The sequence below is a fragment of the Bacillus sp. P4_E1 genome (assembly GCF_056401715.1).
The window spans coordinates 100,403-126,544 of the sequence record NZ_JBFUIV010000008.1; the positions used below are offsets into that span (position 1 = coordinate 100,403).

Annotated in this window: 26 protein-coding genes and 2 pseudogenes; 8 read left to right on the plus strand and 20 right to left on the minus strand. The window is 33.0% G+C overall.

All coding sequences use genetic code 11. The features are described 5' to 3' along the window. Positions 1 to 27: 27 nt before the first annotated feature. From AC1DS7_RS13310 to AC1DS7_RS13330, 5 genes are all read right to left on the minus strand, one after another. On the minus strand, positions 28 to 906 hold the full coding sequence (locus tag AC1DS7_RS13310) for an aminoglycoside phosphotransferase family protein (RefSeq protein ID WP_215588310.1): 879 nt from the start codon (positions 904 to 906) through the stop codon (positions 28 to 30). Between the two features lie 4 nt (positions 907 to 910). Beyond that, positions 911 to 1,423 (minus strand): GNAT family N-acetyltransferase, encoded by a 513-nt coding sequence (locus AC1DS7_RS13315; protein ID WP_215588311.1) that lies wholly within the window; start codon positions 1,421 to 1,423, stop codon positions 911 to 913. A 23-nt stretch (positions 1,424 to 1,446) separates the two neighbouring features. Then, entirely contained in the window at positions 1,447 to 1,914 is a 468-nt protein-coding gene (locus tag AC1DS7_RS13320) for a DUF2691 family protein (protein ID WP_002084693.1), read from the minus strand. 215 nt (positions 1,915 to 2,129) lie between these two features. After that, entirely contained in the window at positions 2,130 to 2,564 is a 435-nt protein-coding gene (locus tag AC1DS7_RS13325; RefSeq protein WP_002142369.1) for a ferritin-like domain-containing protein, read from the minus strand. A 194-nt stretch (positions 2,565 to 2,758) separates the two neighbouring features. Next, positions 2,759 to 3,940, minus strand: coding sequence for a YhgE/Pip domain-containing protein (locus AC1DS7_RS13330; protein WP_215588312.1), 1,182 nt, complete (start codon positions 3,938 to 3,940; stop codon positions 2,759 to 2,761). 170 nt (positions 3,941 to 4,110) lie between these two features. Here AC1DS7_RS13330 and AC1DS7_RS13335 point away from each other — a divergent pair, with 170 nt between their 5' ends. After that, complete coding sequence (locus AC1DS7_RS13335) at positions 4,111 to 4,728, plus strand: TetR/AcrR family transcriptional regulator (protein WP_002084688.1); 618 nt, start codon at positions 4,111 to 4,113, stop codon at positions 4,726 to 4,728. Between the two features lie 55 nt (positions 4,729 to 4,783). Here AC1DS7_RS13335 and ppsA read toward each other — a convergent pair whose 3' ends face one another. From ppsA to AC1DS7_RS13350, 3 genes are all read right to left on the minus strand, one after another. After that, positions 4,784 to 7,390 carry a phosphoenolpyruvate synthase gene (gene ppsA, locus AC1DS7_RS13340; protein WP_215588313.1) on the minus strand — a complete coding sequence of 869 codons (2,607 nt, stop codon included), beginning with the start codon at positions 7,388 to 7,390 and terminating at the stop codon, positions 4,784 to 4,786. Positions 7,391 to 7,522: 132 nt separating this feature from the next. Continuing rightward, positions 7,523 to 7,831, minus strand: a complete 309-nt coding sequence (locus tag AC1DS7_RS13345; RefSeq protein WP_215589110.1) for a YolD-like family protein — start codon at positions 7,829 to 7,831, stop codon at positions 7,523 to 7,525. A 467-nt stretch (positions 7,832 to 8,298) separates the two neighbouring features. Then, positions 8,299 to 8,760, minus strand: a complete 462-nt coding sequence (locus tag AC1DS7_RS13350; RefSeq protein WP_252188806.1) for an AAA family ATPase — start codon at positions 8,758 to 8,760, stop codon at positions 8,299 to 8,301. A 452-nt stretch (positions 8,761 to 9,212) separates the two neighbouring features. On the opposite strand from AC1DS7_RS13350, the gene AC1DS7_RS13355 reads away from it, so the two are divergent. The 5 genes and pseudogenes from AC1DS7_RS13355 to AC1DS7_RS13375 form a co-directional block, all read left to right on the plus strand. Then, positions 9,213 to 9,899 (plus strand): response regulator transcription factor, encoded by a 687-nt coding sequence (locus tag AC1DS7_RS13355; RefSeq protein WP_201034025.1) that lies wholly within the window; start codon positions 9,213 to 9,215, stop codon positions 9,897 to 9,899. Continuing rightward, the gene (locus tag AC1DS7_RS13360; RefSeq protein WP_201031346.1) at positions 9,896 to 10,972 is read left to right on the plus strand and encodes a HAMP domain-containing sensor histidine kinase; all 1,077 of its coding nucleotides are present in this window, start codon (positions 9,896 to 9,898) and stop codon (positions 10,970 to 10,972) included. Before AC1DS7_RS13355 ends, AC1DS7_RS13360 begins: the two co-directional genes overlap by 4 nt. A 284-nt stretch (positions 10,973 to 11,256) precedes the next feature. Beyond that, positions 11,257 to 12,018: an ABC transporter ATP-binding protein gene (locus AC1DS7_RS13365; RefSeq protein ID WP_215588314.1), complete on the plus strand. Its 762-nt coding sequence runs from the start codon at positions 11,257 to 11,259 to the stop codon at positions 12,016 to 12,018. Between the two features lie 16 nt (positions 12,019 to 12,034). Next, positions 12,035 to 13,864 carry an FtsX-like permease family protein gene (locus AC1DS7_RS13370; RefSeq protein WP_215588315.1) on the plus strand — a complete coding sequence of 610 codons (1,830 nt, stop codon included), beginning with the start codon at positions 12,035 to 12,037 and terminating at the stop codon, positions 13,862 to 13,864. Between the two features lie 187 nt (positions 13,865 to 14,051). Further along, positions 14,052 to 14,322: pseudogene (locus AC1DS7_RS13375) on the plus strand (IS4 family transposase); the annotation flags it as partial. Between the two features lie 81 nt (positions 14,323 to 14,403). Here AC1DS7_RS13375 and AC1DS7_RS13380 read toward each other — a convergent pair. From AC1DS7_RS13380 to AC1DS7_RS13390, 3 genes and pseudogenes are all read right to left on the minus strand, one after another. After that, a pseudogene (locus tag AC1DS7_RS13380) lies at positions 14,404 to 14,592 on the minus strand (ParM/StbA family protein); the annotation flags it as partial. A gap of 35 nt (positions 14,593 to 14,627) precedes the next feature. Beyond that, a complete protein-coding gene (locus AC1DS7_RS13385) occupies positions 14,628 to 15,029 on the minus strand; it encodes a peptidase U61 (RefSeq protein WP_215588316.1) in 402 nt (133 codons plus the stop codon). Between the two features lie 123 nt (positions 15,030 to 15,152). Further along, complete coding sequence (locus AC1DS7_RS13390) at positions 15,153 to 15,539, minus strand: YflT domain-containing protein (RefSeq protein WP_044441740.1); 387 nt, start codon at positions 15,537 to 15,539, stop codon at positions 15,153 to 15,155. Between the two features lie 111 nt (positions 15,540 to 15,650). Between AC1DS7_RS13390 and AC1DS7_RS13395 the strand changes: the two genes are divergently transcribed. After that, on the plus strand, positions 15,651 to 15,806 hold the full coding sequence (locus AC1DS7_RS13395) for a hypothetical protein (protein WP_002142383.1): 156 nt from the start codon (positions 15,651 to 15,653) through the stop codon (positions 15,804 to 15,806). Positions 15,807 to 15,924: 118 nt separating this feature from the next. Here AC1DS7_RS13395 and AC1DS7_RS13400 read toward each other — a convergent pair whose 3' ends face one another. After that, positions 15,925 to 17,463, minus strand: coding sequence for an alpha/beta hydrolase (locus AC1DS7_RS13400; protein WP_215588317.1), 1,539 nt, complete (start codon positions 17,461 to 17,463; stop codon positions 15,925 to 15,927). A gap of 577 nt (positions 17,464 to 18,040) precedes the next feature. Between AC1DS7_RS13400 and AC1DS7_RS13405 the strand changes: the two genes are divergently transcribed. Continuing rightward, positions 18,041 to 18,406, plus strand: coding sequence for a YxeA family protein (locus AC1DS7_RS13405; protein ID WP_002013629.1), 366 nt, complete (start codon positions 18,041 to 18,043; stop codon positions 18,404 to 18,406). Between the two features lie 115 nt (positions 18,407 to 18,521). Here AC1DS7_RS13405 and AC1DS7_RS13410 read toward each other — a convergent pair whose 3' ends face one another. From AC1DS7_RS13410 to AC1DS7_RS13445, 8 genes are all read right to left on the minus strand, one after another. Beyond that, the gene (locus AC1DS7_RS13410; protein WP_002137122.1) at positions 18,522 to 19,232 is read right to left on the minus strand and encodes an alpha/beta hydrolase; all 711 of its coding nucleotides are present in this window, start codon (positions 19,230 to 19,232) and stop codon (positions 18,522 to 18,524) included. Positions 19,233 to 19,347: 115 nt separating this feature from the next. Further along, positions 19,348 to 19,713: a YxeA family protein gene (locus AC1DS7_RS13415; RefSeq protein WP_002137124.1), complete on the minus strand. Its 366-nt coding sequence runs from the start codon at positions 19,711 to 19,713 to the stop codon at positions 19,348 to 19,350. Between the two features lie 385 nt (positions 19,714 to 20,098). Continuing rightward, positions 20,099 to 20,593 (minus strand): DUF4358 domain-containing protein, encoded by a 495-nt coding sequence (locus AC1DS7_RS13420; RefSeq protein ID WP_215589111.1) that lies wholly within the window; start codon positions 20,591 to 20,593, stop codon positions 20,099 to 20,101. A gap of 149 nt (positions 20,594 to 20,742) precedes the next feature. Continuing rightward, positions 20,743 to 21,882 (minus strand): DHHW family protein, encoded by a 1,140-nt coding sequence (locus tag AC1DS7_RS13425; RefSeq protein ID WP_215588318.1) that lies wholly within the window; start codon positions 21,880 to 21,882, stop codon positions 20,743 to 20,745. Positions 21,883 to 21,915: 33 nt separating this feature from the next. After that, positions 21,916 to 23,322 carry an MBOAT family O-acyltransferase gene (locus AC1DS7_RS13430; protein WP_215588319.1) on the minus strand — a complete coding sequence of 469 codons (1,407 nt, stop codon included), beginning with the start codon at positions 23,320 to 23,322 and terminating at the stop codon, positions 21,916 to 21,918. An 80-nt stretch (positions 23,323 to 23,402) separates the two neighbouring features. Continuing rightward, entirely contained in the window at positions 23,403 to 24,092 is a 690-nt protein-coding gene (locus AC1DS7_RS13435) for a GDSL-type esterase/lipase family protein (RefSeq protein ID WP_061675993.1), read from the minus strand. A gap of 426 nt (positions 24,093 to 24,518) precedes the next feature. Next, the gene (locus tag AC1DS7_RS13440; protein WP_215588320.1) at positions 24,519 to 25,199 is read right to left on the minus strand and encodes a GDSL-type esterase/lipase family protein; all 681 of its coding nucleotides are present in this window, start codon (positions 25,197 to 25,199) and stop codon (positions 24,519 to 24,521) included. Positions 25,200 to 25,291: 92 nt separating this feature from the next. Further along, a complete protein-coding gene (locus AC1DS7_RS13445) occupies positions 25,292 to 26,134 on the minus strand; it encodes a polysaccharide deacetylase family protein (RefSeq protein WP_476999035.1) in 843 nt (280 codons plus the stop codon). Between the last annotated feature and the right edge of the window lie 8 nt (positions 26,135 to 26,142).

Below are 26,142 nucleotides of genomic sequence, written 5' to 3' on the forward strand. Positions count from 1 at the left end.
CGCATGATTCAAAATAGGCTTTTTCTATTATATCCCATACTCATCAACAATTACTTGAATGACACGATACGATTCTTCTGCCACTTTCTTATTACTAATCTTATTCGCATCATATGTAATTAACGCCTTCCAAAGCGCCCATCCCCTCGCCCTATTCCACGTTTCTTCATCCATTTGTAATACTTCTTTAAATACGTTTCTACTATTCTTATCCAAAAACGTCCATGCCATCGCTGCATCACAAGCAGGATCTCCTACTCCTAATATACCAAAATCAATTACGGCACAAAGTTTTCCTTCTTTAACAAGTAAGTTCCCTGGCGCTACATCTCCATGAACCCAAACTGGTTTGTGGTCCCATGTTGACCGAAGTGCTAAATCCCAAAGATGCTTTAACAATGTCTCATCAAAAACATCCTTATTATTTTCAATAGCCACTCTCGCTTCTTCATCGTATACAGATATAAGCCCGCCTCGGTAAAAATTATGTGCTCCAGCTAATGGCCCGTTACTCGCATCAATTGATTGTAATTCTATTAAAAATGCTCCTAAGTCCACCGCAAATTCATTTAAGTCACGGACATTTTGTTTCGTAACCGTTTCCCCCTCTATCCACTTATTAATAGACCAAGGCAATGGATACGCTTCAGACGGATTTCCTTTCGCAATTGGTGTAGAAATTGGTAAAGAAAGTCCCTTACTTAATATAGGAAGCCAACTATTTTCTTTCTCTACTTGTGGTGCATATGCTGCATCACTTGGCAATCTTACACTCATCTTATCCCCTAAGTGAAACGTCCTATTATCATGCCCACTAAACTTTACAGGTTTCACTCCTAAATGGGCCCATTCTGGAAATTGTTCCCCTATCAACCTTTTAACTAAATCAGTATGAATTTGATTCATTCACTTACCCCCTTCTTTTTTGAAACTTACTAAGTCCATCTGTACTCCCAACATATTCAAAACCACTTTTCTTATAAAAATCATTCAACGTAAGATTATGCCCAACACAATCTAGTTTCAAAAACTCTTTGTCATGTAGTACATTCTCTTCTACCCACTGTAAAATCCATTCTCCGATCCCATTCCCCTTATACTTCCGTTTCACCGCAAATCTATGAATATATAATGAATTAGAAACTTCCTCTTTTCCAAAAATATGTTCATCCCATTCATTTTGTTTAGGAGAAGCTGTAACCGTACCAACTATTTCATCTTCTTTCATAACAACATATGTATATTTCTCTCTTATACATTCTAGTATTTCAGCCGTAGCCTCCTCTCCTAAAAGATACTGCCACTGATCCACTTCTTTATATTGTAGCCATTGTGCTACTTCTTTTAATAAAATGATAATACTATCACTTTGATCTTCAGTAGCAATTCGAATTCTATATTCTTTACTTATATTTCTCTCCATATTGCCGTTCCCCTTTCAAATTGCTACCATACTGACATACGAGTCCTTCCATCATTTTCATCTGTAATATATTCTACATAAAATCCTTGATTCAGTGCGTTTTCATATATCATTTCAATCTCTTCTTGGTTTTTTGCATAAATTTGTATGTAATCACCATCCGCTACTAATACGACTACTTCACACTTACTCTTCTTAAATTCTTCATATGTTTCAATTTCTCCTAGTACTTTCCCTTTTGGATATGCTTTTAAGTCTACAAATAAAAGATAATATATGTTATCTTTTATTAGCTTTTTTAATTCTGATCCTTCCATGATCTCGTTATCTTCTGAAAATAATTCTGGACCTAATTCATTCCCTATTATTATATAAGCTTCCTCCCTTCCCATGACTTGCCAATCAAATGCAGTAATATCAATTGGCTTTAACACTTTCCAAAGTAAATTATCATATCCATCTAGAATATCTACTGTAATCCCTCTTTTCATATGTCTGCTCCTAGCTTATTTATTTTTGTTTCATACATTATATATCAAATATAATTACTATATTTTGTCGATACCTATGCACATCATAAAAAACCGCTCCACTACTAGTGAAACGGTTTCCTTCTGCTTACATTTACATATCTTATTCAATTGTTGCACTGCGTTTTAAAATAATTTCTAATATGTTCAGCACATCAGCCATTCATTTTCAACACTCACTTCGACTTCACAAAATAATATAAAAACCACACCGCATGATTTTGTTCATCTGCAGCTATTCTGCGCAATAACTCTTTCATAGATGCATCTGCTGCCTCATCTGAAATTTCTAAGTAAAAATCTACGGTCTTTTGCTCATCTTGTATAGCGAACTCTAATCCCTGTAAGTACGTATTAGGGCAATTTTCCGTAATCTGTGGTTTCGGCTGTCTGCCAGTTAAATTCGTATAGATTTGTACAAAATGATGAAAATGCCTTATTTCATCATTACGGATTTCAAGAATTTGTTTTTGTTCTACTTGATTTGGAGCCATGTTAGCTAATTTTGCATAGCAGCTTATAGCGCTATACTCCCCGTTTATAGCTTTTTCAATATCACTAATTAGCTTATCATTCTGTCTATACCAATCATCATAATTCGAATTATACATCGTATCCCCTCCGTTATTTCACATAACATTTTATGCATTTCGAAATAGTAGGAGCATGTATACATAAAGGGACAGCAAATACTAGTTCTTCACTCACCTTTAAAACATCGAAAAAGCCTATCTATCATTGAATTATTTCCCTATCGATTTCATCACAAAAAACCGTTTCACTACGAGTGAAACGGTTTTTATTTTTAAGCATTTACTTCCGTTTTATGTTCCTTTCCTACACTACGCTTTAAAGCTGTTCCAAGTATGATAACCATACTTACTACGCCAATCCAAACGAGCACAGTAAGGGGTGTACTCCAGCTTAACCCTTTTCCAAAGAAGAATATTTCTCTAAGCCCTTCAATCATAAATCGCATTGGCAACCATGCGTACACCCAATCTTGATAAAATGGTGACATCATTTCTGGCGCTAATGCTAATAGCGGTGCCCCAAAGAAAAGTAATAGAGCGAATATACCTATACCCTTTAGTCCAACTAATGAAAGCACCGCAGAAATCATTAAGAAGAAACAAAAAGAAGTAATGGATAAGAATAAAGCCGTATCCGTGAAATTCGGGATATTTAATCCTACCATTCCATCCGCAATCCATGTAAGACCAAATCCAATTACAAGTGTAGCAATTGCTCCTGTTACTATTTGTTTTAGTTTCAATACGAAGTTCTCTTTTCTTGTACCCACTTGCGTTTTACTTATCGCAATAAAGATAATTGCTGCGCTCGCTAAACTTGCAATCCATAACGGCTGGAATAAAGACATTGGCGAGTTACCGTTCGCACTATTTTTGCCGATTTCATTCACATTTGTCACTTTCTTCGTAATAGGTGTTACTACATTTGAAACTTGGTCTGCTGTTAATGTAGCTCCTTTTGCTTTCAATCCTTCTAATAGTTGTGTACGAACAGTATTGTTCATATTATCAACTACCCCATTTAACATTTGTCCTGCCATAGTTGATGCTGCTGTATTCATTCCTTGATTGATGAATATTTCTACCTTTGGCGAAGATGGCTGTGGTGTTCGTAATGATGCTTGTTTTGTGCTAAAGTCTTTCGGAATAACTAATGCTGCATAATATTCTTGATTATTTAAGCCTTTTTGAACTGCTTCTTTATTCTGCACTTCTACCCACTTTACCGCAGGTTCTTCCTCTGATTTTGATGTCTTTTTCATATTATCAACAATCGTTTGCCCCATATTCATCTTCGGTTGATTCGGAATTTCTACTCCTTGATCCTCATTTACAATTGCGATTGGTAAGTTTTTCGGCTTAGGTTGAACGGTTGGAAATAATGTTAATGAAAAAATAAAAACAACAAGTAGTGCAATAACTGGAGATAACAATAAAAGTTTGTTTTTAAACATTTTCTTTTCTCCTCCTTTAATTTGATTTATAATAACCAACAACGTGTTGTTTATTTATATTTGAATTATATGTTCGAGTTGAACCTTATACAATAATCAAAAATCGTGAATGTGTCGGTTATAAGACACATCCTTGAAATGTGTTGGCTAAAATTAAGGAGGGACATACTTTGCGCGATAGTAATTTAGATTTACGTGTTATTCGTACGAAAACTGCCATACGAAATGCATTAGTGGAATTAATTGAGGAAAAAGGTTTTGACGCCATAACAGTGAAAGATATTACTACGAAAGCAAACATAAATCGTGGTACATTTTATACACATTACCAAGATAAATTTGATTTAATGACAAAATGCCAAGAAGAAATTATGTATGAATTTTCTAGTATTGCTAAACAGAGATTACCGGAAGTTATTGCTGATCTTGGATCAAGCCCTTCCCCAACAATGCCATTTATACTTATCGCTTCTATTCTTGAATTTCTAAATGAAAATAGTGATTTTATGAAAGCTGTACTAAGCCCAAAAGGAGATTTATCTTTCCAAACGAAACTGAAAGACTTTATGTGGAAAACACTATTTGAAGATACGAATGGTCCTCTCATTAATAAGGAGAATTTACTTGTCCCAAGCCAATACTTAGCTTCTTATATGGCATCTGCTCATATAGGTGTCATTCAACAATGGTTAAATAATGGACAAAAAGAAACCCCTGAGGAGATTGCTCGTATTTTATCAACAATCGCAGTTCATGGACCTTTTTATGCAGCTGGTTTAAAGAAATAAGTCCGCTATATAATAAAAGATCATCCACTATAATAGCGGATGATCTTTTATTTCATTACAACACTTCAATATACCCTTCTGTTCCATGTACCCGAATTCGCTGTCCGTCTTTTATTCGTTTCGTAGCATTCTCTACTCCGACAACTGCTGGTAATCCGTATTCACGTGCAATAACTGCTCCGTGCGTCATAAGTCCGCCAACTTCGGTGACTAACCCTTTTATAGACACAAACAATGGTGTCCATCCAGGGTCAGTAAAGGCAGTAACTAATATATCTCCATCTTCTAAATTCGCATCTTCCATATTTAAAATAACGCGTGCTCTCCCCTCAATCACTCCTGAAGAAACAGGCAAACCTACAATCGCGTCAGCCGGAAGATTTTCTCGTTTATATTTACCTGTAATGATTTCTCCATCAGACGTCATTACACGTGGAGGCGTTAGTTTTTCATATAATTTGTAATCATTTTTTTGTTTATGAATAAGCTCGTAATCTAGTTTATTCGTAAGGACAACTTCGTGAAGTTCTTCAAAAGTTAGATAGTATATATCTTCTACTTCATCAATAACTTTATTTTGCACGAGTTGCTCGGCTTCTTTCAATATTGCCTGCTTATATATGAAATAGCGATTAATCATACCGTATTTTGGATATTCACGATAACCGATAAAATTCCGGATGTTACGAATCATTCGCTTCGTCTCTTCTACTTTTTGTTTACCATCCGGCAAATGCTGCAATCGATCTACTAACTCTTCTTCTTTTTGCAAAGCTTCTTGCAACCCTTCTTCAAACTTCCGTTTACTAGCGCCAGCTTCAAAGTCTCTTATATTATTTAAAATCATTGGGATAATGGTTGTTGGCTTTTCACTCCAGCGCGTTTTCGTAATGTCGATTTCTCCGCTGCATCTCATTCCGTATTTATTTAGAAAAGTTAGAATGGCATCTCGAGCTTTTTCTCCGCCTTTAAATTGAACGAATTCATCTAAAAAGTTATCATTTTCTACATGTTGTAAATACGCAATAACTTCTGGATATGGCCGAATCACATCAGCAACATCGAGTAATGCTAGCCCCATTTCAGACGTAATATTGTTTTGTACTGATTGAGAAAGCGTGTCTGCTGCATTCTTTTCGCCTAGCCATTGCTCCATTTTTTCATTGATCCATGTTGAAGCATCCATACCTGCCATAATGACAGCCATACTTTGCGGATGGAATAATATTTTCTTTAATTGCTGCATATCTTCCAAAATAAAATCAAGTACATCCACCCCTGATTTCGTTTGCATGTTTCGTTTTAACTCTTCGATTGATGCTTGATTCATCTTTATTAAATCCGTAACGATCGCTGGATTGTTTTCGATTTTTGGTTGTGAACTTGCAGGTGGTCCACTTTTACCAACACTCTTTTCTTTTTCATCATCTGGTAACAATGTAATAAAATCATCTCGCTCGACTACAGTCGTTAATGCATCTTTAATAAGCGGTTCCGAATTCCCTATCATATTTAATAAAAGTTCTCTACTAGTAGGCGAAGCCAATCTTTGTGCAACATCAACAAACAACCTTCCTCCAGCTTGAAACCTCTGTCCAAAAGATGTTAACTGAAATAAAGACATTCCTAATGGCTTCAAGGGATCGGTCATCATTTGCTGGTGACCAACCGATACATACACATGATTTTCCCCATCATTTACTTCTGGTATTGGATATAAAGTCGTGATTGGGCGACTTTGGACAATATAAAATGTATCATCCACTAAACACCATTCAATATCTTGCGGACAACCAAAATAAGCTTCAATCTGTCTTCCGATCTGTGCTAGTTGTAAAATTTGTTGTTCCGACAATGTTTGAATTTTTTGCTGAGCCGGATCAATCTGCCCTGTCTCCGTTCCGCCCTCTTTTAAAGCATAAATAGCTAATTTTTTAGTTGCTATCATCTTTCCAGTAATTTCGCCTTCTTTTACTTTATAATTATCGGCAGAGACCAGTCCTGATACTAACGCCTCACCAAGTCCAAAACTGGCATCAATTGATACTACCTTTCGGTTAGAAGTAACCGGATCAGCAGTAAATAAAATTCCCGAAGCCTCAGGGAAAACCATTTTTTGAACGACAACACATATAGAAACTTGATTATGTTCAAAATCATTTTGCATGCGGTACATAACTGCTCGCTCTGTAAATAAAGAAGCCCAGCACTTTCTTACATGCTGCAAAATCGCTTCTTCTCCGATAATATTTAAATACGTATCTTGTTGACCAGCAAACGAGGCATATGGTAAATCTTCAGCCGTAGCACTAGAACGTACGGCATACGCATGTTCATTTCCAAAACGTGAGAGATAATGAGCTACCGCTTCCACTACTTCAGAAGGGATTTCTACTGCCATAATGACTTCTCTAATCTTCTTACTAATCCCACCAATTTGGGCTCGCTCTTCCATTTTCAACTTTGTTAGCTGCTGCAACAAAGTTTGAAGCTCGTCATTTTGCTCGATGGCCTTTTCATACCCTACCGTTGTAACACAAAAACCTTCTGGCACTTGTATACCTTGAATGTTTGATAATGCCCCTAAATTCAATCCTTTTCCGCCAACGAGCGAAAGCTGCGTTTTTTCTATTTCCTGAAAATCGAGAACGAAAGAACTCATTTAACATCTCTCCTTACTGTGCATATGTTCTTGATTGTAGCAGTAGTAAATGAGAATAAACAGTCTATTTTGAACTTGATTTACATGATATAATTAAGTTAGGAAGAGATAATTATTTTTATTTCTCCCCCTCTAATTCACTTCAATTACATCAACAAACTTAAAAATTTGTTTATTATGAAATGCATCAGTACATATAATCGTCTCATTTATTGGATTAATATTAACTACTGTTATGTAATTTTTATATAGATAGCCCTCTTTATAATATGTAAGTAAAACCTCTTCTTCACCTAAATATGAAATTAACAGCTTATTTTCAATCCTTTCTTTTGCATCTTGCGTTAAAATTGGAAGCGGGACTTTTGTTTGCTCCTGTATCATTTCTTTAATACAGACGAACTGTTCTGGCATACTAGCAAACGGTTGCCACTTTACCATTTTATCAAGACATTTTTTCAAGTTTTCTAGAAATATGAATGTCCCAATCATTGTACACATGTATATGTACAATGAGCCTCTCATAAATAACACACGTCAAATTCCTCCCCCTAATACAATATTCTCCCTATTGGGGTATTACCACATCGCTATCAAGCTAAGAAATTCATTATTCCCCAAAACGAAAAAACGACCTAAATTCTCATAAATAACTGTTGTAGTAATATAAAATTTTCGTTTTGGGATACTTCAAAATATTAGCTTGATAGACATGCGATGAGACCCCCAATTAAATATAAAAAAGAGCACTGATTTTTAGTGCTCTTTTTGTAAGCATTAAATAATGAAATTTGAATACGCTTATTCTTTAGAATAGCGAATAATTATTAATTAGCCCCCTCTAGTTGTTGAACGTAATGAGCAAATTCTAAAGGCTGTTGCTTTTTTAAATAATAATCTTCTGCTACTCAATATCTATTTTGGTATTTCTTTAATCGCTCTTCCAAATCCCCTATGTATGTATCACGATGAAGTACACGCTCGTATCTTATATCCCTAGGACAATCTAAGAATACTACGTAATCATAAAATGTTTTCCATTCTTCCCTCAAAAGAAAAATGCCTTCAATGATTACAATACTTTTAGGTGTTATCTTTATCGTTCTCTGTGTAAATGTATCTTTTTCCTTGTTGTAAAATGGCAAAGATAGATACTTTTTATTTTGATACAATTTGTCGTATAAGTGTTCTTTTAGATAATTAGTATCCCATTGTAACTGATAATATTCAAACCATTCATCGTGCCCTGTATTATACCTCTTAGCTTTCTCAACAAGATGATCATCTATATGGATAATTACTATATTATCTAAGATATTTTTTAGTTGATGTACTAGTGTCGTTTTCCCAGCACCACTTAAACCATCCATCTATCGCAAGAACAAAGGGCCTATCTACATTATGCTTTTTATACTTTTCTTTTATTTGTTGCTTTAAACATTCCCATTTATCCATTCAATTCATTATCCTTTCTGCCATTTTTAAACTAAGACAACTTAATTTCCCTTTCACCATATATTCTTATGACAAAATGCTGTAGAAAGCTTAAGAATTCTTAAGAACTTTTCCCCCTTTTTCTTAAGATTTGGATGCTAGTGTATGATTATGAATTCAAACCTGTGAGGGGTTAAGTATGAAAATAGTTAACTTTCTTATTTTATGTATATAATGAACTAGAAATCAGTTGTTGCAGCCCTTCCAAATTCAAGGTTTATTGGAGACAAAATAATTGAAAGAATTAATTTGAAGAAAGTAAGATAGAAATGTTTCCCCTGCTTATGTCTTTAGTTGTTCAATACGAGAAAAAATGTGGAGGAATCATATGGAGTCAAAAATTCTTATTGTTGATGATGATAAAGAGATTAGAAATCTTATCTCTGTTTATTTGGAAAATGAAGGACTGAAAACTCAAAAGACAGAAGATGCTATGGAAGCTTTACAACTGTTAGAAGAAAAGGAGTTTGATCTTATTATTTTAGATATTATGATGCCGGATATGGATGGTATTGAAGCTTGCATGAAGATTAGGGAAGACCGCAATATGCCTATCATTATGCTATCTGCAAAATCAGAGGATATAGACAAAATTCAGGGTCTAGCCTCTGGTGCCGACGATTATTTATCAAAACCGTTTAACCCATTGGAATTAATCGCTAGGGTAAAATCCCAATTAAGAAGGTTTAAAAAATACAATACGTCAATAGATCATAATAAAAGTATCCTGGAAATTGGTGATTTAGCCGTGAATACAGATACACGTCAAGTATGGGTAAGGGGAAAGGAAACAAGGCTAACTCCAAAAGAGTTTGATATACTCGAACTACTTGCCCGTAACAAAGGGATTGTCCTGAGTGTAGCAAAAATATATGAAGCAGTTTGGAAAGATGCTTTTTATAAATCGGATAATACCGTCATGGTGCATATTACAAAAATAAGAGACAAAATTGAAGAGGATTCTAAACATCCTATTTATATTAAAACTGTTTGGGGAATTGGATATAAAATATGAAAAATGTTAGTTTTAGAAATAAGATCATTATAAAACTTCTTGGTGCTGTTGCAGTTAGTTTTTTTATTTCATTTGGTTTAACAATCCTCATTTTGGCATACGTCATAGATCCATTTTTTGTAAAACACGAAGAATTTGGTATGTTTGAATTCAATTTGGCATTGTTGTTCTTATTCGCGTTCGCAATCTTTAACTTTATAATAATTTTTTTGATATTGGTTCGAAAGAAAATAGTATATTTGAAGCTCATTTCGGATAATGTAAATGATATTGCAAATGGAAAACTGGGTTTGACAATTGGGATTAAGGGGAAGGACGAATTGACCCAACTTGCTCAAAATATCAACTATATGTCCAAGGAATTGGAAAATACATTTGAACAAGAAAGACGATTAGAACGTACAAAAAATGAACTTATAACCAATGTATCTCATGACTTACGCACACCGTTAACATCTATTATTGGCTATATAGATTTATTAAAAAGAGGGCAATACAACAGTAAAACACAATTACAGGAATACCTTGAAACCACTTATTCAAAGTCACAGAGACTGAAATATTTAATTGATGAGCTGTTTGAATATACTCGTTTATCAGGCATAGATGCTAAGTTAAACTTTAATGAAGTTGATTTATCAGGTTTGTTGGAGCAAATAGTTGGAGAATACATTCCTATATTTGAAAAGGAAAGTTTAATCGTTCAAAAATCAATAACGGAAGAAACAATACCTATTTTCATGGATGTAGAAAAAATGGTACGTGTATATGAAAATCTGTTTATGAATGCGATAAAGTACAGCATGAAACCTTCCGAATTATCCGTATGTCTTGAATTAATAGGTAACAAAGCAATTTTGAAAGTATCAAATAAAGTCGAGAAGCCGCCTGTTAGCGACCCTAATAAATTGTTTGAAAGATTTTTCAGGGGTGATAAGGCAAGAAAAAATGATCAAGGAAATGGACTGGGACTTGCTATCTCAAAAAGAATTGTTGAACTTCATCATGGTAATATACATGCAGAATATAAAGAAGGTTGGATATCCTTTATTGTTGAACATCCAATCAAATAGATTGGCTTATGGAATTACAGGTTCCATAAGCTTTTTTTTATAAAACTTAAGAATTCTTAAGGATTTTACAGGGTGTTTCCTAATTTTCATAGTTTATCATGTATGTATTCAAAGCAATGAGGTGAGTGGAGAAATTAAAAATAAAATTTTCTTTACAGCTTTCAATTGGATACATCGTGACAGCCTTATGGAAAAGGTGGATGCAACATGACTATTTTGTTAGTAGCAAATATGAATAGCAGCTTATTTTAAAGAAATGAAAAAATAAACATAGGAGGATATATATGATAAAACCAGTTGTAGATGTAAAAAACATTCAAAAATTGTACGGTAAAAAAGGTGAGAATCAATCGTACGCGTTAAAAGGTGTATCATTCTCAATTCAAGAGGGGGAGTTTGTCGGTATTATGGGGCCATCTGGTTCTGGTAAAACAACATTATTAAATGTAATTTCAACGTTAGATAAAGCGACAGGCGGCGTTGTTGAAATTGCAGGAACGGATATTACGAAAATGAAGCAAGGTGAGCTTTCTGATTTCCGTTCGCAAAAATTAGGATTCATTTTCCAAGACTTTAACTTATTAGAGAATTTATCTATTTACGAAAATATTGCACTTCCACTTTCACTTCAAGGTGTYCCATCACGAAATATTGGACAGAAAGTAGAAAAGGTAGCTGATATGTTAGGAATCTCAGCAATACTTCAAAAGTATCCATCTGAAGTATCTGGTGGACAAAAGCAGCGTTCAGCAGCAGCACGTGCGTTAGTGCATGAGCCRGCAATTATTTTAGGGGACGAGCCAACAGGAGCGCTTGATTCTAAAAATGCAACAAGTTTACTGGATGCGATGACAAACTTAAATAAAGAACAAGGTGTATCCATTATGATGGTTACGCATGATCCATATAGTGCAAGTTACTGTCAGCGTATTTTATTCATCCAAGATGGTGAGCTATATAAAGAAATTCATCGCGGTGGTACACGTGAGGAGTTCTATAAAGAAATTTTAGATGTGCTTGCAAACTTAGGCACACAAAAAGCGTAAGGAAGGAAGTTCAATCATGTTATTTAAGCTTTCCATGTCAGGCCTAAAAAGTAAGTTGCGAGATTATATTGTTTTACTTGTTGGTCTTATTGTCTCTATTTCGACTTTTTATATGTTTCAAACGCTAGCATCCAATAAAACGTTCCTTGAATCTAACTCTTCTATTAGGGATATTGTGTCTGTATTTAAAATTGGTTCCTTTTTGTTAGCAGTTATCACATTTTTCTATATTTTATATGCAAACTCTTTCTTATCAGCTCTTCGTCAAAAAGAATTTGGTATGTATATGATGTTAGGAGCAAAAAAGCATAAAGTTACCTTACTTATGTTTATCGAAACAATCATATTAGGTGCCACATCTCTTTTGATTGGAATTACAATTGGTGTAGGACTTGCAGAAGGTATCGGTCAGTTATTAATGAAACAACTCGAGTTTGCTGGTGAAGGTTATAAAGCATTTTATCTGCCATCTATGACTATTACTTGTGCCTTCTTCTTTGCACTATTTGTATTATCAGCAATTATGAATAGTATTAAATTATCGCGTATTTCTGTATTACAACTTGTACATGCAGATGCACAAACAGAACGTGTCGCCGTAAAAGGAAAAATGACCGTTGTAGTTGCATTCCTTGGTATTATTTTATTGGGTATTGGTTATGCATCATTGATTTATATTTCTCATGCAAATTCGCTAATTGTTTTGGGATTAATGGCCGTTGGATTAATCACAGCAACCGTTGGTACTTACCTTATATTTGGATCACTTCTCCCAGTTATGATAAACAAGTTAAAGAGTAATAAAAAACGTAGTGAAAAAGGCCTCAATGCTTTTACTTTTGCACAATTAAATTTCCGCATTAATGGTCTAACAAATGTGCTTGCAACAGTAGCAATCTTAGTGGCTCTTGGTGCTGGTGGAATTGCTTGTGGTATGGCATTTAAAAACAACATCCTAAAAATGACAGATCAAATGCGAATTTACGATTCAGTCATTCATAATCCAACAGCGGAAGAAAAGAAAATTTTGGGTGGTATCTTATTTCAAGAAAAACTTGAATATCATTACAAAGTTGATGATAGGTATGTTTATTATCTTAAAGAAGATTTAGAAAAAAATCGCCCTTTCTTGCAAGGTATGAAAATAGAAAAAGTTTCAGAGGGATTACCCATTGGTGCATTTTCAATAAAATGGGTTAAAGGAGAGACCGACACAAAACAATGGATCCAGGCTTTCAGAACGATCCAGCCAAATTATTTATATCCTGATTATGAAATGAAAATTGTAGATCAAAACATATACGATGGGTTGAAGGGTAAAGAAAGTACTGTGTTTATGGGGAAAACAGATGATTTTGGATCATACATAAAAGAATGGAAAAAACTTGATGAATTACAGATATCAAAATATAAAAATGTGAAAGTGGAAGAATTGGATAGTAAGTATCAAGCCTATATTGTGAGTCATGATTTTGCCAGCGGACTAATGTTTATGGGTTTTTTCGTTGGAGTTGCATTTTTAGCAATGATGGCAAGCTGCTTAATGTTTAAAATTCTATCCGGTGCATCCAAAGATAGTACACGTTATCAAATGCTTCGTAAAATCGGTGTTCGCCGGGAGTTATTAATACAATCGATTTATAAGGAGTTATTCTTTATATTTTTAGTCCCAGCAATTGTGGGTATTGTTCACGTATTAGTTGGTATGAACATGTTCAGCGTTCTTTTGGCTGATCCGTACTTTCGTATTTGGCTACCAATTATTATTTTCGTAGTGATTTACTCGATTTACTATTTGATTACAGTTCAATTGTATAAAGGAATTGTACTTCCGAAAGAAAATTAATGTAATGATATTATTTATACGGAATATCAACATAATCTGCCCCCATTTATTGAACATTCTAAATGGATTTGGAAATAATAAATGGGGTACCACCACATCGCTATCAAGATAATAAAAAGAAATGCCCCCTAGAATGAAAAAATACGCTATTCTTTCTGTAGAATCATAGGAAAGGATGGCTTTTTTTATGTCTGTTTCTGTGTATGACGAATTACAACTATTTGCTCAAGAGATTCAAAGTTTTTTATCTCCAAATACCTTACGGGATCTTGCTAGAGATGTTGGCTTTGTACAACGAAACCAGTAAGTACCAAGCAAAAGATTTAGTAGCTTTATGTGTATGGTTGAGCCAAAATGTAGCTATGACTTCTTTAACTCAGTTATCTAGCTGTTTAGAAGCATCAACAGAAGTACTCATCAGTCCTGAGGGATTGAATCAACGATTTAATAAAGCGGCCTAATTCAAAAAATGGAACCCGATAGGGTTTATTTCGCATGCAAATCTTTAAATTCTCTACACTTAGCCTTTTAAAAAAGAAATTTCCCATGTAGTATGCAAAGTCTAAGTCTATAAAACTTACCTTTGTTAAATCTTCACTTTCAGCATGATTAGGTACAGGGGCTAGTGTGGAAGCTTCACTCTTGATCGTCATCTCAGAATCTACATCCTGTCGATATGCCCGCTTGGTAAAGCCAATTCCTATATCAATCGCATACAGAGATTTCATACTTTTTTCCTCACTTTCTCTTTTTAGACTTAAATCTAGGCACTCTCTTCTTTCCCTTCTTTCATATATTTCTTTTCATTTTTCGTTTTTTCCCCGTCTATGTCCTTACTATTTTGATTTATTTCGTAATCCTTTTCATCTTTTTTCTTTTTGTTATTTTCGTTTTCTGTTAAATCTTTAATGGTAGAAATGACAACTGGTGTGGCTGTAAGCAGTTGTGGTAATGTTTGTTTTGCAACATTAGCTGCAGTTACAGAGAATTGTTTACTTGTCTCAGTTACCTTCTCCAATGTTTCCTTTATGTTTCCTCCTTGTAGTTTGTCTTTTACGCTTTTTCCTTTTGTTTGTATAGCTTTCCGATTTTCTTTTTTTAATAGGGAGACCATGACTCCGGTCGTAATCCCAATCACAGCATATTTAAATATTGTATGTTTCATTTTTCTCATCCTTCTCTACTTTTATTTTCTTCCATGCTACAGCCTAAAATATAGTCTATTTCAATCTTTTCTTGAAATAGGAAATTAGCATTACCTTACCTATTTATCAGATGTTGCAATCTATTAGAGGGAATGATAGTTTTGCGGCTGCCTATCACTCGCCATTGGTGTTTCAGCTGTTACTAGGAGTAAAATTCTCCCTTGATCTAGTTTTTCTTCATATAAGTTAGCTTCCTCCTTCGACAACCCCATTTCTTCCATTTGATTTCGGAGTTCGTCCCCTTTTTTGGAGAAAAAGTTGATAATACTTGTGCCCAATCCTTGTTCTTTTACTCCAATCGTATTTGTGTTTGTATCATCCGCAATCCTTTTTGTTAGATGTTTTTCATGTGCTAAGACATAAATGTCATCTTGGCGAATCCCTTGCAATTCTAGCTCTTTTACTTTCATAACTACTTCCTGTTCATTTTGATATTCATGAACCACCGGTTTTCTTTCATTCTTATGCATGGTATCTTTCCTCCTTTAGATTTTTTATTTAGTTGTTATGTAATATGTAATACACCTATTTTAAAGATGTTAAACTTAAATTTTCAAAAAACTTAATGCAATAGGTTATTAATGTTTTTGAATATCAAAGCGATGTCACGAGAACTTTGCTTTAATAAAAGTGTTACAAATAACGATTTGTTTGGAAGGCAAGCCCCTTATTTTATAGAAAATTTCTATTTAGAAATAGTTACAAAAGGAGTACAAGATATTTTTTTCGTTAATTAAATCAAAGGAAAATATAAAAACACTCCTTTTCAAAGAGTGCTTTTAAAAAACATATAACCTAATAAAAATGTTTCTATTTTGATTACAGAAAGAAAGTCTTTATTAAAACATATGGTTGCTAATTTAATTGCGATCTTCCTTGCACCCAAGCAGCAATATCATTTATAACATACTCAGGTATATTAGCAGGACTATAATATTCATCCGGCTTACTTATTTCCCCATCACCCTCTGTAAAGAAATGATTTAACTTTGGATATAGTCGATAATCAACGTTATCTCGTTCTTTTAATTGTTCTTTCCAAAGAGGAATTTCGATTTTTGATTGAACTTGATAGTCTCTTTCTCCTTGAATAATAAGAAGCGGTGTCTTTTGTTCTTTTGACATTTCTGCTGCTTTAATTTTCCGGATAGAATCCCAAAATACTGCTGATCCTAAGTAAAAATCTTTTGGGGGATTCTGACTAGAGAAATTGGGATCATTTAATAATTCAAATTGCGATTTGTAGAATTTATATTCCTCTAGGTTCATTGCTCCAATAGAAAAAAGGTACTCAAATTGATCTAAAACAACGTCTTGGATCGTACGAGCTGGCCCTCCCATTACAATTGCCCCAGCAATATTTTGATTTTGGTCTTTTTCAATCATTTTCGGAAGCATCATTCCACCTTGACTATGGCCCAGAATATAAATTTGATTCTTATCTATTAGAGGCTCATTTTTAAGAAATTGAGTTACAAGAAGAGCATCATCTGTTGTCTCTTTATCAACTGTATAAAAGGGACTGAATTGTATTTTCAACCCATGTTCATATGTTCGTTTATTATAGCGAAGGACAGCAATTCCCTTCGATGCAAGACCTTCAGCTAAATCGCGAAATGGTTTTAAAGCAAACGCTGTTTCATCCTGATCAGTTGCTCCAGATCCTTGAACAAGAATAACCGCTGGGAAAGGACCCTTTCCTTTTGGAACAGACAATGTTCCTGGTAATGGAAAGGCACCACTTCCAACTACTACTTCTTTATCAACAAATGATTCAGGCTTACTATATGATGGACGCTCTGCAACAGGACTAAACGACATGCTGAGTTGAAAATCGTCTATTTTTCCAGATGGATCTAGTTTTATTAGTAAAGGTACAGTCATTTGTTCAAAAACTAATTGAATCTCCACATTTGTATGAACAGGATTTGTCTCTTTTTGTGTAACCTCTCCAATTTCTATAAAAGAACCTGCTTGTAATTGAACTGGCAGTCCCTCCCAATAGCTCTTCAACCATTCTTTGGATATTATTTTCTGTAATGACCTTGAGGTTAAATCAAATGCAGATTTATAATCTTCACTATTCATATGGCGAATAAATGAAAGAGTAGTAGATATAATAGGATTTTCATCATCACTATTGTCTACTTTTTTTATAGTTGTGTTTGCTTCCTTTAATTTCGAAATAAATTGGTGGTTAAACAGATAATTATATGTATCAGGATATAAGCTTGTTTTCAATACTTCCGTATTCCGTCCCTCATACAAACTTGAAGAACTCGTAAAATTCCCAGGTGAAATTACTTCCTCCGCATATGAGACTGAGGGAATTGTTATTGTACAAATTGCACTGACAAGTAATAACTTATTACTTATTCTTTTTTTCTTACCCATAATTATTGATTCTCCTTTCAAAATTAAAAATTTCTAATACAGTATGCCAAATGCTATAAGGAAAATAAAAATTATCAAAGAGATTAATAATCTATTTTACGATCCCCCCTAACAAGTTAAAAAGCTATCATTAACAAACTTCAATAAAAAATGCCTTCCCCCTCTTTTTTTATCGTTGGATTTTCCAATGACCTAGAAGCACAGCGCTGCATTACATGTAACTGCCCCATGGGATTCTCTATTCCAAAAGAAAAAAGCACCCCACTAGATGTTTTCTTTAATTGTTCTCACTATCATTTATTTAGATAATTCTCTTATTACTGTAAGATAAATTTATTCTAGTTCCTAAATCCCACTTATTTCTTAATTCACTCATACCAATATAAAACCAAATAACCTACCATCAAAAAATAAAGAAAACAGGTTATTTAGCTATTCATTCCGTAAGCTTAATGCTCAAGGTAATCTTTTTTCACACGGTTAAACTTTATTAAGAAAACCTTAAGGAATTTCCCTCTATATTTATAAGAATTTTTTTCTATACTGAATCATATAAACGAACAAGAGGAGAAACGTCATGAAGAAATTTGTAATTTGCATACTAGGAATAGGCCTCCCTATATACTTACTACCTTTCATATTACGCGGAGATTTAGACAGATTTAATCCGATTGCTGAAGAAAAAAATGTATACGCTATTGCGGAGGAATATGGCGTTCCAGATTACCATCATAAAGGAAGAGCTATGTACTCGCTAAAAGGTGTTGATGAATTAAGGAATGAGAAGGAATATAAAGTAGGAACGAACACTCCTAATGATTTTATAAGAAAAACTTACTTAAAAATTCATGTGAAAGGTAAGTATGTCTATTCCTACGACATTATTTCTGAAAAGGACATTCCGGAGAAAATAAGGGGCCAATTGGAGATAGCAAATAAATAAAAGAGCCAATTCGTACGAGTTGGCTCTTTATTATCTCTCCCACCTACCGTTAGGCTATCTTCCTACACATGCTTGAGATGGGAGAATCCTTTCGGTAAATTTATTACATTCGCTATCATTGTTTTAATAACCATTCTTCAATTACTTTCACTGTTTCATCTCGTTGTGCTTTTGACGTAATTAAGCTCGCATTATCACCTTTTTGCTCACCATACATGCCAAAATGAGCATGATTGCCGCCTTTTATCATGTGCATAGTTATATTTTTTGACATTAACTTTTTATTGTTCTCTATTTTTTCTACAGTTGCTAAAGCATCTACTTCCCCATAAATTGATAACATCGGAAGCGATTTAGTAGAGAAATCCTCTGCAGGATACGAACCTAAGAAAATGATCCCATCTACCTTGTCTTCATGTTGAAAAGCATACTTAGAAATCATAGCTCCCCCCATTGAATGCCCCGCAACATACCATTTTTGAACTTCAGGATACTTTTCAATTACACTGTCTACCACATTGATTCCAAGTATCGCTAAGTTTAATGGTAACTTAGGCATCACTACAAAATGCCCATCTTTTGCAAGAGCTTCCCCTAAGTAACTATAAGCCTCAGCTTCTACTTTAGCTCCTTGATAAAAAATAATCCCTATTTTAGCATCTTTCTGTCCAAAAACTATATTATCTTCATCTTTTTTATCATCTACTAACGACAAAGCCTCTTTCGTTGGTTTATAAGTAAACTGAGACCAAACAAAAAAAGTAATACTTCCCATAAGTAAAATACCTAGTAAAGAGTACAGAACAATTTTCATCCACTTCTTCACATATATGCCCTCCCTAAGATGTGTATATTCTATACTTTAAATGAAAAAGGATTCCTCCACAAATGGGGAACCCTTTTTATTATATATATCTGGTCTCGAGGTAACTATTTCTTGATTATTTTTTAATTTTTTCTTTTGCTTTTTCTGGAATATCACTTTCTTTTACTTCCTCTAATGAAAAAACATGACTTCCTTTTACCCGAACTTTTATATAAGTGTCTTGATATTCAGTTTGGCCAGCAATCCCTACTTTAATTTCCGATTCATTTCCTGATTCATCCACTCCATTTAACATGTACATAAATCTCCTAGGGTAATCAGGGTCAGGTTCAGCTGGGCCCTTAGTAAGAGCATAGACATCTTTTTCTTTCACAAGTGGATTATATCTATCTATAATCTCGTTTTCTGTAAAAGTTAATCCCCAAAACGCTATGATTAGCACTACAATTACTCCAGCAATTTTAAATAATAATTCTTTCATGTGTAAATTTCACCTTTCGTTAATTAATATATTTATGACAACATTTATATCTTTGAATTTTGAAAGGATAAATATGTTGTATAAGACATTTCTAAATATAATGGGTATATCTTAATAAAAAGTGAATAAACAACTTAAGTTTTTCTTAATATCCCATTGTAAATTTTCAAATGAGTCATTATCATAACGGACATAGATACTGTAATGGTGAATGAAAGCTATCGAAAAAATAAGCGAGATTCTCAAAGTAGATATCAGTAGCGAAAGAAAAAGCCGATTTCCTTATCGTATAGGAAATCGGCTTTTGGCTTAGTTATTGATTTAGTAATAAAAATGTACGATATGAAAATATTTTTATTTAATCCCTTGTTTTTTCAAATCTATATTACTTAAACACTTCATCGAACGTTTTTTCAATTTTATCAGCATCCTTTGATATTGCTAAAAGGATATAATTATCTTTTGTTTTTAAGACACGTTTTTCTATTAAGAAATATTCTTCTGGAAGATAGTCTTTAAAACTTTTTGATTTTTTTTCAATCCTATTTGAAATTTTCTCTTTAATACTTTCTACATTTTTCATATCTTTTACTTTCATTACAGCAATTTCATCAGCTTTAATATTTGTAGGAGCGGTATATAGCACAAAACTTTCGACTTCATCAGCATTTATGTTATATAGCTTTTGAAGTTTTTTACTATCTCCTTCTTTCATTTCTTCTAAGTTAGTAACATGTTTAATTTTCTCCCCTATTTCTGTAGCTGAAAGGCTATTGGCATTTTCTTTTTTTCCAAAACAACCACTTAAAGCTCCTAAGGTAATCGTACAAACAATAATAGTAATAATGAATTTTATATTAAAAGGTTTCAACAAATTTATCTCCTTTTCATTTAGTTGCTTCAAATATTTAATTTGAGCCAGGATTGTAGCAATTTATATTTAATGAATACGGCCATTGACATAAATAAATTAAAGACGAGGATACTGCTCGTTATAGATAGGATATACATTAAATATAATAAATTCAATTATTCAGATAAAACATTTATGGATGCATCTTCAAAGAAAGTATTTCCATTATAAAGCACTAACATATCATTGATTTTATTTTTCTGTACCAACATATTTAGACTATCTGTATAGTACCTAAGGTCGACTATATGGATTTCACTAAAATGCGGTAGTAAAAAAGGCAATAAAGAATTTGCATAAGAATCTTTGACAACTAATAATTTTTTCCCATTCGTATTATCAGTTTTTATTTTTATTAATGGATGATTCCCATTGAAAAATACAGTATATTTATCTTTTTTCTTAATGTTCTCCATTTCATAAAGCGATGTTGACGTTTTGCTTTCATCAATATACTCTACTTTATATTTGTTAGCTTGCTTTGGTTCATATAATTCAATACTATCAGGGTCTATATTTCTAAAGCCCGATTTTGAATATAGGGATCCATAAAAGCTATTTGTAATCTCTTTAATGTTGAATGAATCACTTTTATTAGGAGTAAATTTCATGTTTTTACCTAGCTCTTGATAAGCATAATATGCGCCTTTAGTAGTCCAATGATGATCGGTTTTATAATATATATATTCATCCTTTTTAGAACTCAATACAGGATATACATCAATAAAGTTTATATCCTTATCTAAAGATTTTTTCACTTTATTAATATACGTAAGCTCATCACTATGAGAAACATAGTTTGGGAGTTTATTTTCTAAAATACTAGTTGCTGTAGGTACTAACATGACTTGCATTTTCACATTAGGATTTGCAAGATGAAAATCATTTATTGCTTCTATTTTGCTATTTACATCTTGTTCTTCAGGCTTACTAAACTTTTGAAGTAAAAAGCCATCTTTACCGATATACACACCATTATTCTCTTTCTTTCCTAGTGTGTAGTCCATATCAGATTTCACGTTTATCCAAAAGTCCCTGAATGCAAACTGATCAGAAATATATTTTTCGTAGCTAGAAGTGAACTTTTTCTCTATAAGATTTTGGAAAGAGAACGCCGGAAACTGTTCTAGCTTTCTATTCTCTTCATCTGAAAATGTTTTATTGGGAGTTAGTAAATTTACACTGAACATTCCCCCTATAAAGAGTGTCAATAACCCTGCCATTGTGTGTTTGTATATTTTTTCATACTGATTCAAGTAACTCACCCCTTTCAAACAAATACGATATCATTAAAACCTAAAGTATAAGAATGGATTATATGTGTCATTCACTAAATACGCCGTTGAAAGAACTACTAGTATGACATACAAAACTGGAATGCCAATAGCACCTAGTAACTTCAGCTTTTCTCTAACATATACAATTGCCCTTTTTGGGAATGGTGTTGAACAACATGCAAGGACAATAAATAGTATAAAATTAGTTGTTAAATAATATAGAGTTTTATTATCCAAGAAAACGGATTGATTAAAGCCAAACATTGTTCCTATGAAATTCATTGCTACTGATAAGTTTTCAAATTCAAAAAATACCCATCCTATTAAAACAATGATAAGTGTATACACATGTCCGATAAAGCTCATTCTATTTTTAAGCCATTTTAAAAGAAATAGCTTTTCTAGTGTTACAAATAATCCAAAATACAATCCCCAAACAATAAAATTCCAGTTCGCTCCATGCCATAATCCTGTTAAGAACCAAACTATAAGTAAATTTCTAAGTTGCTTGATTAATCCAGTCCGATTTCCGCCGAGAGGAATATATACATACTCTCTAAACCATGATCCTAACGATATGTGCCATCTACGCCAAAACTCAGTTACACTTTTTGATATATAGGGATAATTAAAGTTTTCTGGAAAATCAAACCCAAACATTTTACCTAACCCTTGAGCCATAGCTGAATATCCTCTAAAGTCAAAATAAATTTGGAAAGCAAAAGCAATAATCCCAATCCATGCTGTAAGGATCGTAAGTTCTGATATAGAAGTTGTTTTTACACTTGTCCAAAGAAGTCCTATATTATTAGCTAAAAGTACTTTTAATGCAAGGCCTCTAATAAACAATTCCATTCCTTCACCAAAACGATCAAATGTTACTTTTCTTTCTTGTAATTGTTTGTCAATATCACTGTATTTTACAATAGGTCCTGCAACAAGTTGAGGGAACATCGTAACATAAGTACCAAAAGAAATAATATTTTTTTGCGCTTGTACTTTCCCTAAATAAACATCAATCACATAAGACATCGTTTGGAAAGTATAGAATGAGATTCCCACCGGAAGAGGAAGCGTTTCGACCTGAATATTTAAATTGAAAAGGGTATTGATATTCTCTATTACGAAACCATAATATTTGAAGAATCCCAGTATTCCTAAATTTATTATTATGGAATTAATAAATATCGCTTTTGTGATCCCCTTTCTATCTCTATATTTATCTATAAGCACGCCATTAACATAGTCAAATATAGTAGAGAATATCATAATAACTATATAAACAGGCTCACCCCATGCATAAAAAATGAGACTGACGATAAATAATATACAATTTCGAAGAACTTTAGGTGATACGTAATAAATAATAAGAGCTAATGGTAAGAACATGAAAAGAAAAATCAAACTACTGAACACCATTGTTCTTTCACCTCCTACAATTGTTTTTTCTTAAAAATTTACAGTCCTTACATAAGAACTGTAAATTTCAAATATAGATACTACTTAACAGAACCTTTCAATTGTTCAAGTAGCATCTTGTAATAATCAGCTTTAAAATGCACACCATCTGAATCATGAACATCTTTGTTTTTTTCAAAGATCGGGGATAAATCAATGTACTCTACTTTCTCAGTTTTTGCTAATTCTTTAAGTTTCACGTTATATTCATCAATATGTTTATATTGCGGATATTCCTGTAATACGCTATCTGTAACTGGTGTAACAGATAAAAGGTGTATGCTTACATTTGGAAGTTTCTCTTTTATTTTTTGTATTAATTTGGAATAGTTATCTATTGAAAACTTAACTGGATTTTCGATAGGCTTTCCTTCGAGGTCCATAGGCATCAGTAAATCATTCGTTCCAAAGCTCATAAAAATATGTTCAGGTTTCTTTTCTACTACTTTATTAACATCTTCCTCTATAGCCATTGCTGTAACTTTCCCCTTGTCAGCAATAATATTTTTATCTTCGATTAATTCTTGATCAATCATTCCTTCAGTAATGGAATCTCCAAAGAATAAACTATTTTTAAAAATAGGTTTATACGCACTATCTTTCGATGTTTTTTCATGCGTAGCATTTTGAGTAACCTTATTTGATGGTTTTTCAGTCTCGTTATTTACACAGGCTGCGGAGGTCAATGCAACGGCCCCCGTAAGTAGACAAACACATACTTTCTTTAACATTTCTATCTTCCTCTCAAGTCATTATTTCGTAAGCGATGGTGTATATAGCAATGTTATTTTTGTTTTCAATGCGAACCTTTCGTTTACAAAATATAGATTAAGCGTTATAGGTAAAGATGAGATGCAGATTATATAGATATAATTTAAAGAATCAACAGTTTGAAAATTAGTTATTAAATAACTTAACAGAAGAATAATTTGATGCTTATATTTCTGAGATTGAATATGAAATTTGATTGAAGAAAATGTGTTTAATAACCCCTGAAATGGTTTGTTAACGGTCGATTTCAAGATAGGGAATATGTGTTGGTTTAAACAAAAAAGGAAGCGAATTATTGTAGCTAGCAATAGTTCACTTCCTTTTTGTATTAGCTATAAACATTAAACACATTAACAGTAATAACTTAATAATAAAAACGTTTTTGTTTATTTTAATTGATTTTTTAAATATTCTAACCAAATCGGGTAAAATTCAGATTTAAAATGGATGCCATCCTTAACATAGAGATCTGGATTATCTTTAAATATCGGAGACAAGTCGATAAAATTCACTTGTTCTTTCTTTGCTAACACTTTAAATCCTTCGTTAAAATCATTAATGTTTTTATAACGCTCTTCTTTTTGTGTACGTTCTGGTGTAACTGGTGTAATTGACAGGATATTTATTTTGGTATCAGGTAATTTTCCTTTTATTTTTTGAATCAGTTGAGAATATTGGGTTATTGTAGATTCTTTTGTTTCACTAAGATTACATAACCCAAGTAAAATAAATATATTTTCCGGTTTTTGATTAACTACTTGCTCTATATTTTTTTGAGCATCTCCAATTGATTTCCCTATACCACTTACAATGTTTTCTTCGTCTAATATATCAATATCATGAAGTCCATCTGTAATGGAATCCCCTAAAAATACACTTGATTTAAAAATAGATTTAAATGTCGAAGTATCTATATTAGACGAAGAGATGTGTTCTTTTTCAAAAGTGGTAGAAGAAGAGTCTATTTTAGAGACTGGACTAGTAATCTCTCTCTGACTATCTGGATTTCCGCAAGCTGATAAAGCGATGATACCTATCAATGGGATTGTAATTATTTTTTTAATCATATACAATTTCCTTCCTTACAGTGCTTTTATTAGTAAAACTAGATAACATTTTTACTGATAAAAACCAATTTTTAAAGACAACCATGTATATACTATAAACGTTGATCTTTCTGGAAATTTAGTCGAAAATGATCCTCATCATTATATACCCCAAATTCATACCCTTGCTCTTTATAAAATTTAATAATTTCAGGAAGAGCTTGTAATGTTTGTGCTTTTTCATGCATTAAAACAACTTCTACTTCTTCTGTTGTCTGTTTTTTTACATTTTCTATAATCTGAGTTGGATTATCTTTTAATTTCCAATCATTTGAGTCTACTGTCCAATCCCAAACTTTTATTGCTGCTTCTACAATTTGATTACGAATTTCCTCACCCTTTAATCCTGGTGCAGATCCATATGGCGGACGAACTAGTTTAGGAGTTGTACCCGTAATATTATGGATAAGATCTAACGTTTCTTTCATCTCTGGTACAAATTGTCCCTTTTTGTATAGCTTATCACTATTATGTGTCATACTATGTGCACCAATATAATGTCCTTCTTTTACTGCTCGTTTTACATTTTCCTGAAAACCTGTATTTTGTAAATTACTACCTTGCATAAAAAATGTCGAAGCAACATTTTGCTCTTTTAGTACATCTAAAAATTTCCCAGTCAATTCGCTAGGACCGTCATCAAATGTTAAATAGACAACTTTTCCTACCGGTTTTCCATCAGGTCTTTTCTGTTTTGCTGGTGGTGTTTCTTTTTTCTTTTCTTGTTGTTGCGTATTAACTTGTTTACTACTTTCATTAGCTACCCCCTTCGCTGGGGTAGAGTTCCATTTCCCAATTAAAAAGAATGTGAAAAAGGTCGTTGCTATAACAACTCCTAGAGATATTATTACTTTAGTTACTACACTTGTTTTTTTCTTACCTTGTGATTCTTTCATTATTTTTC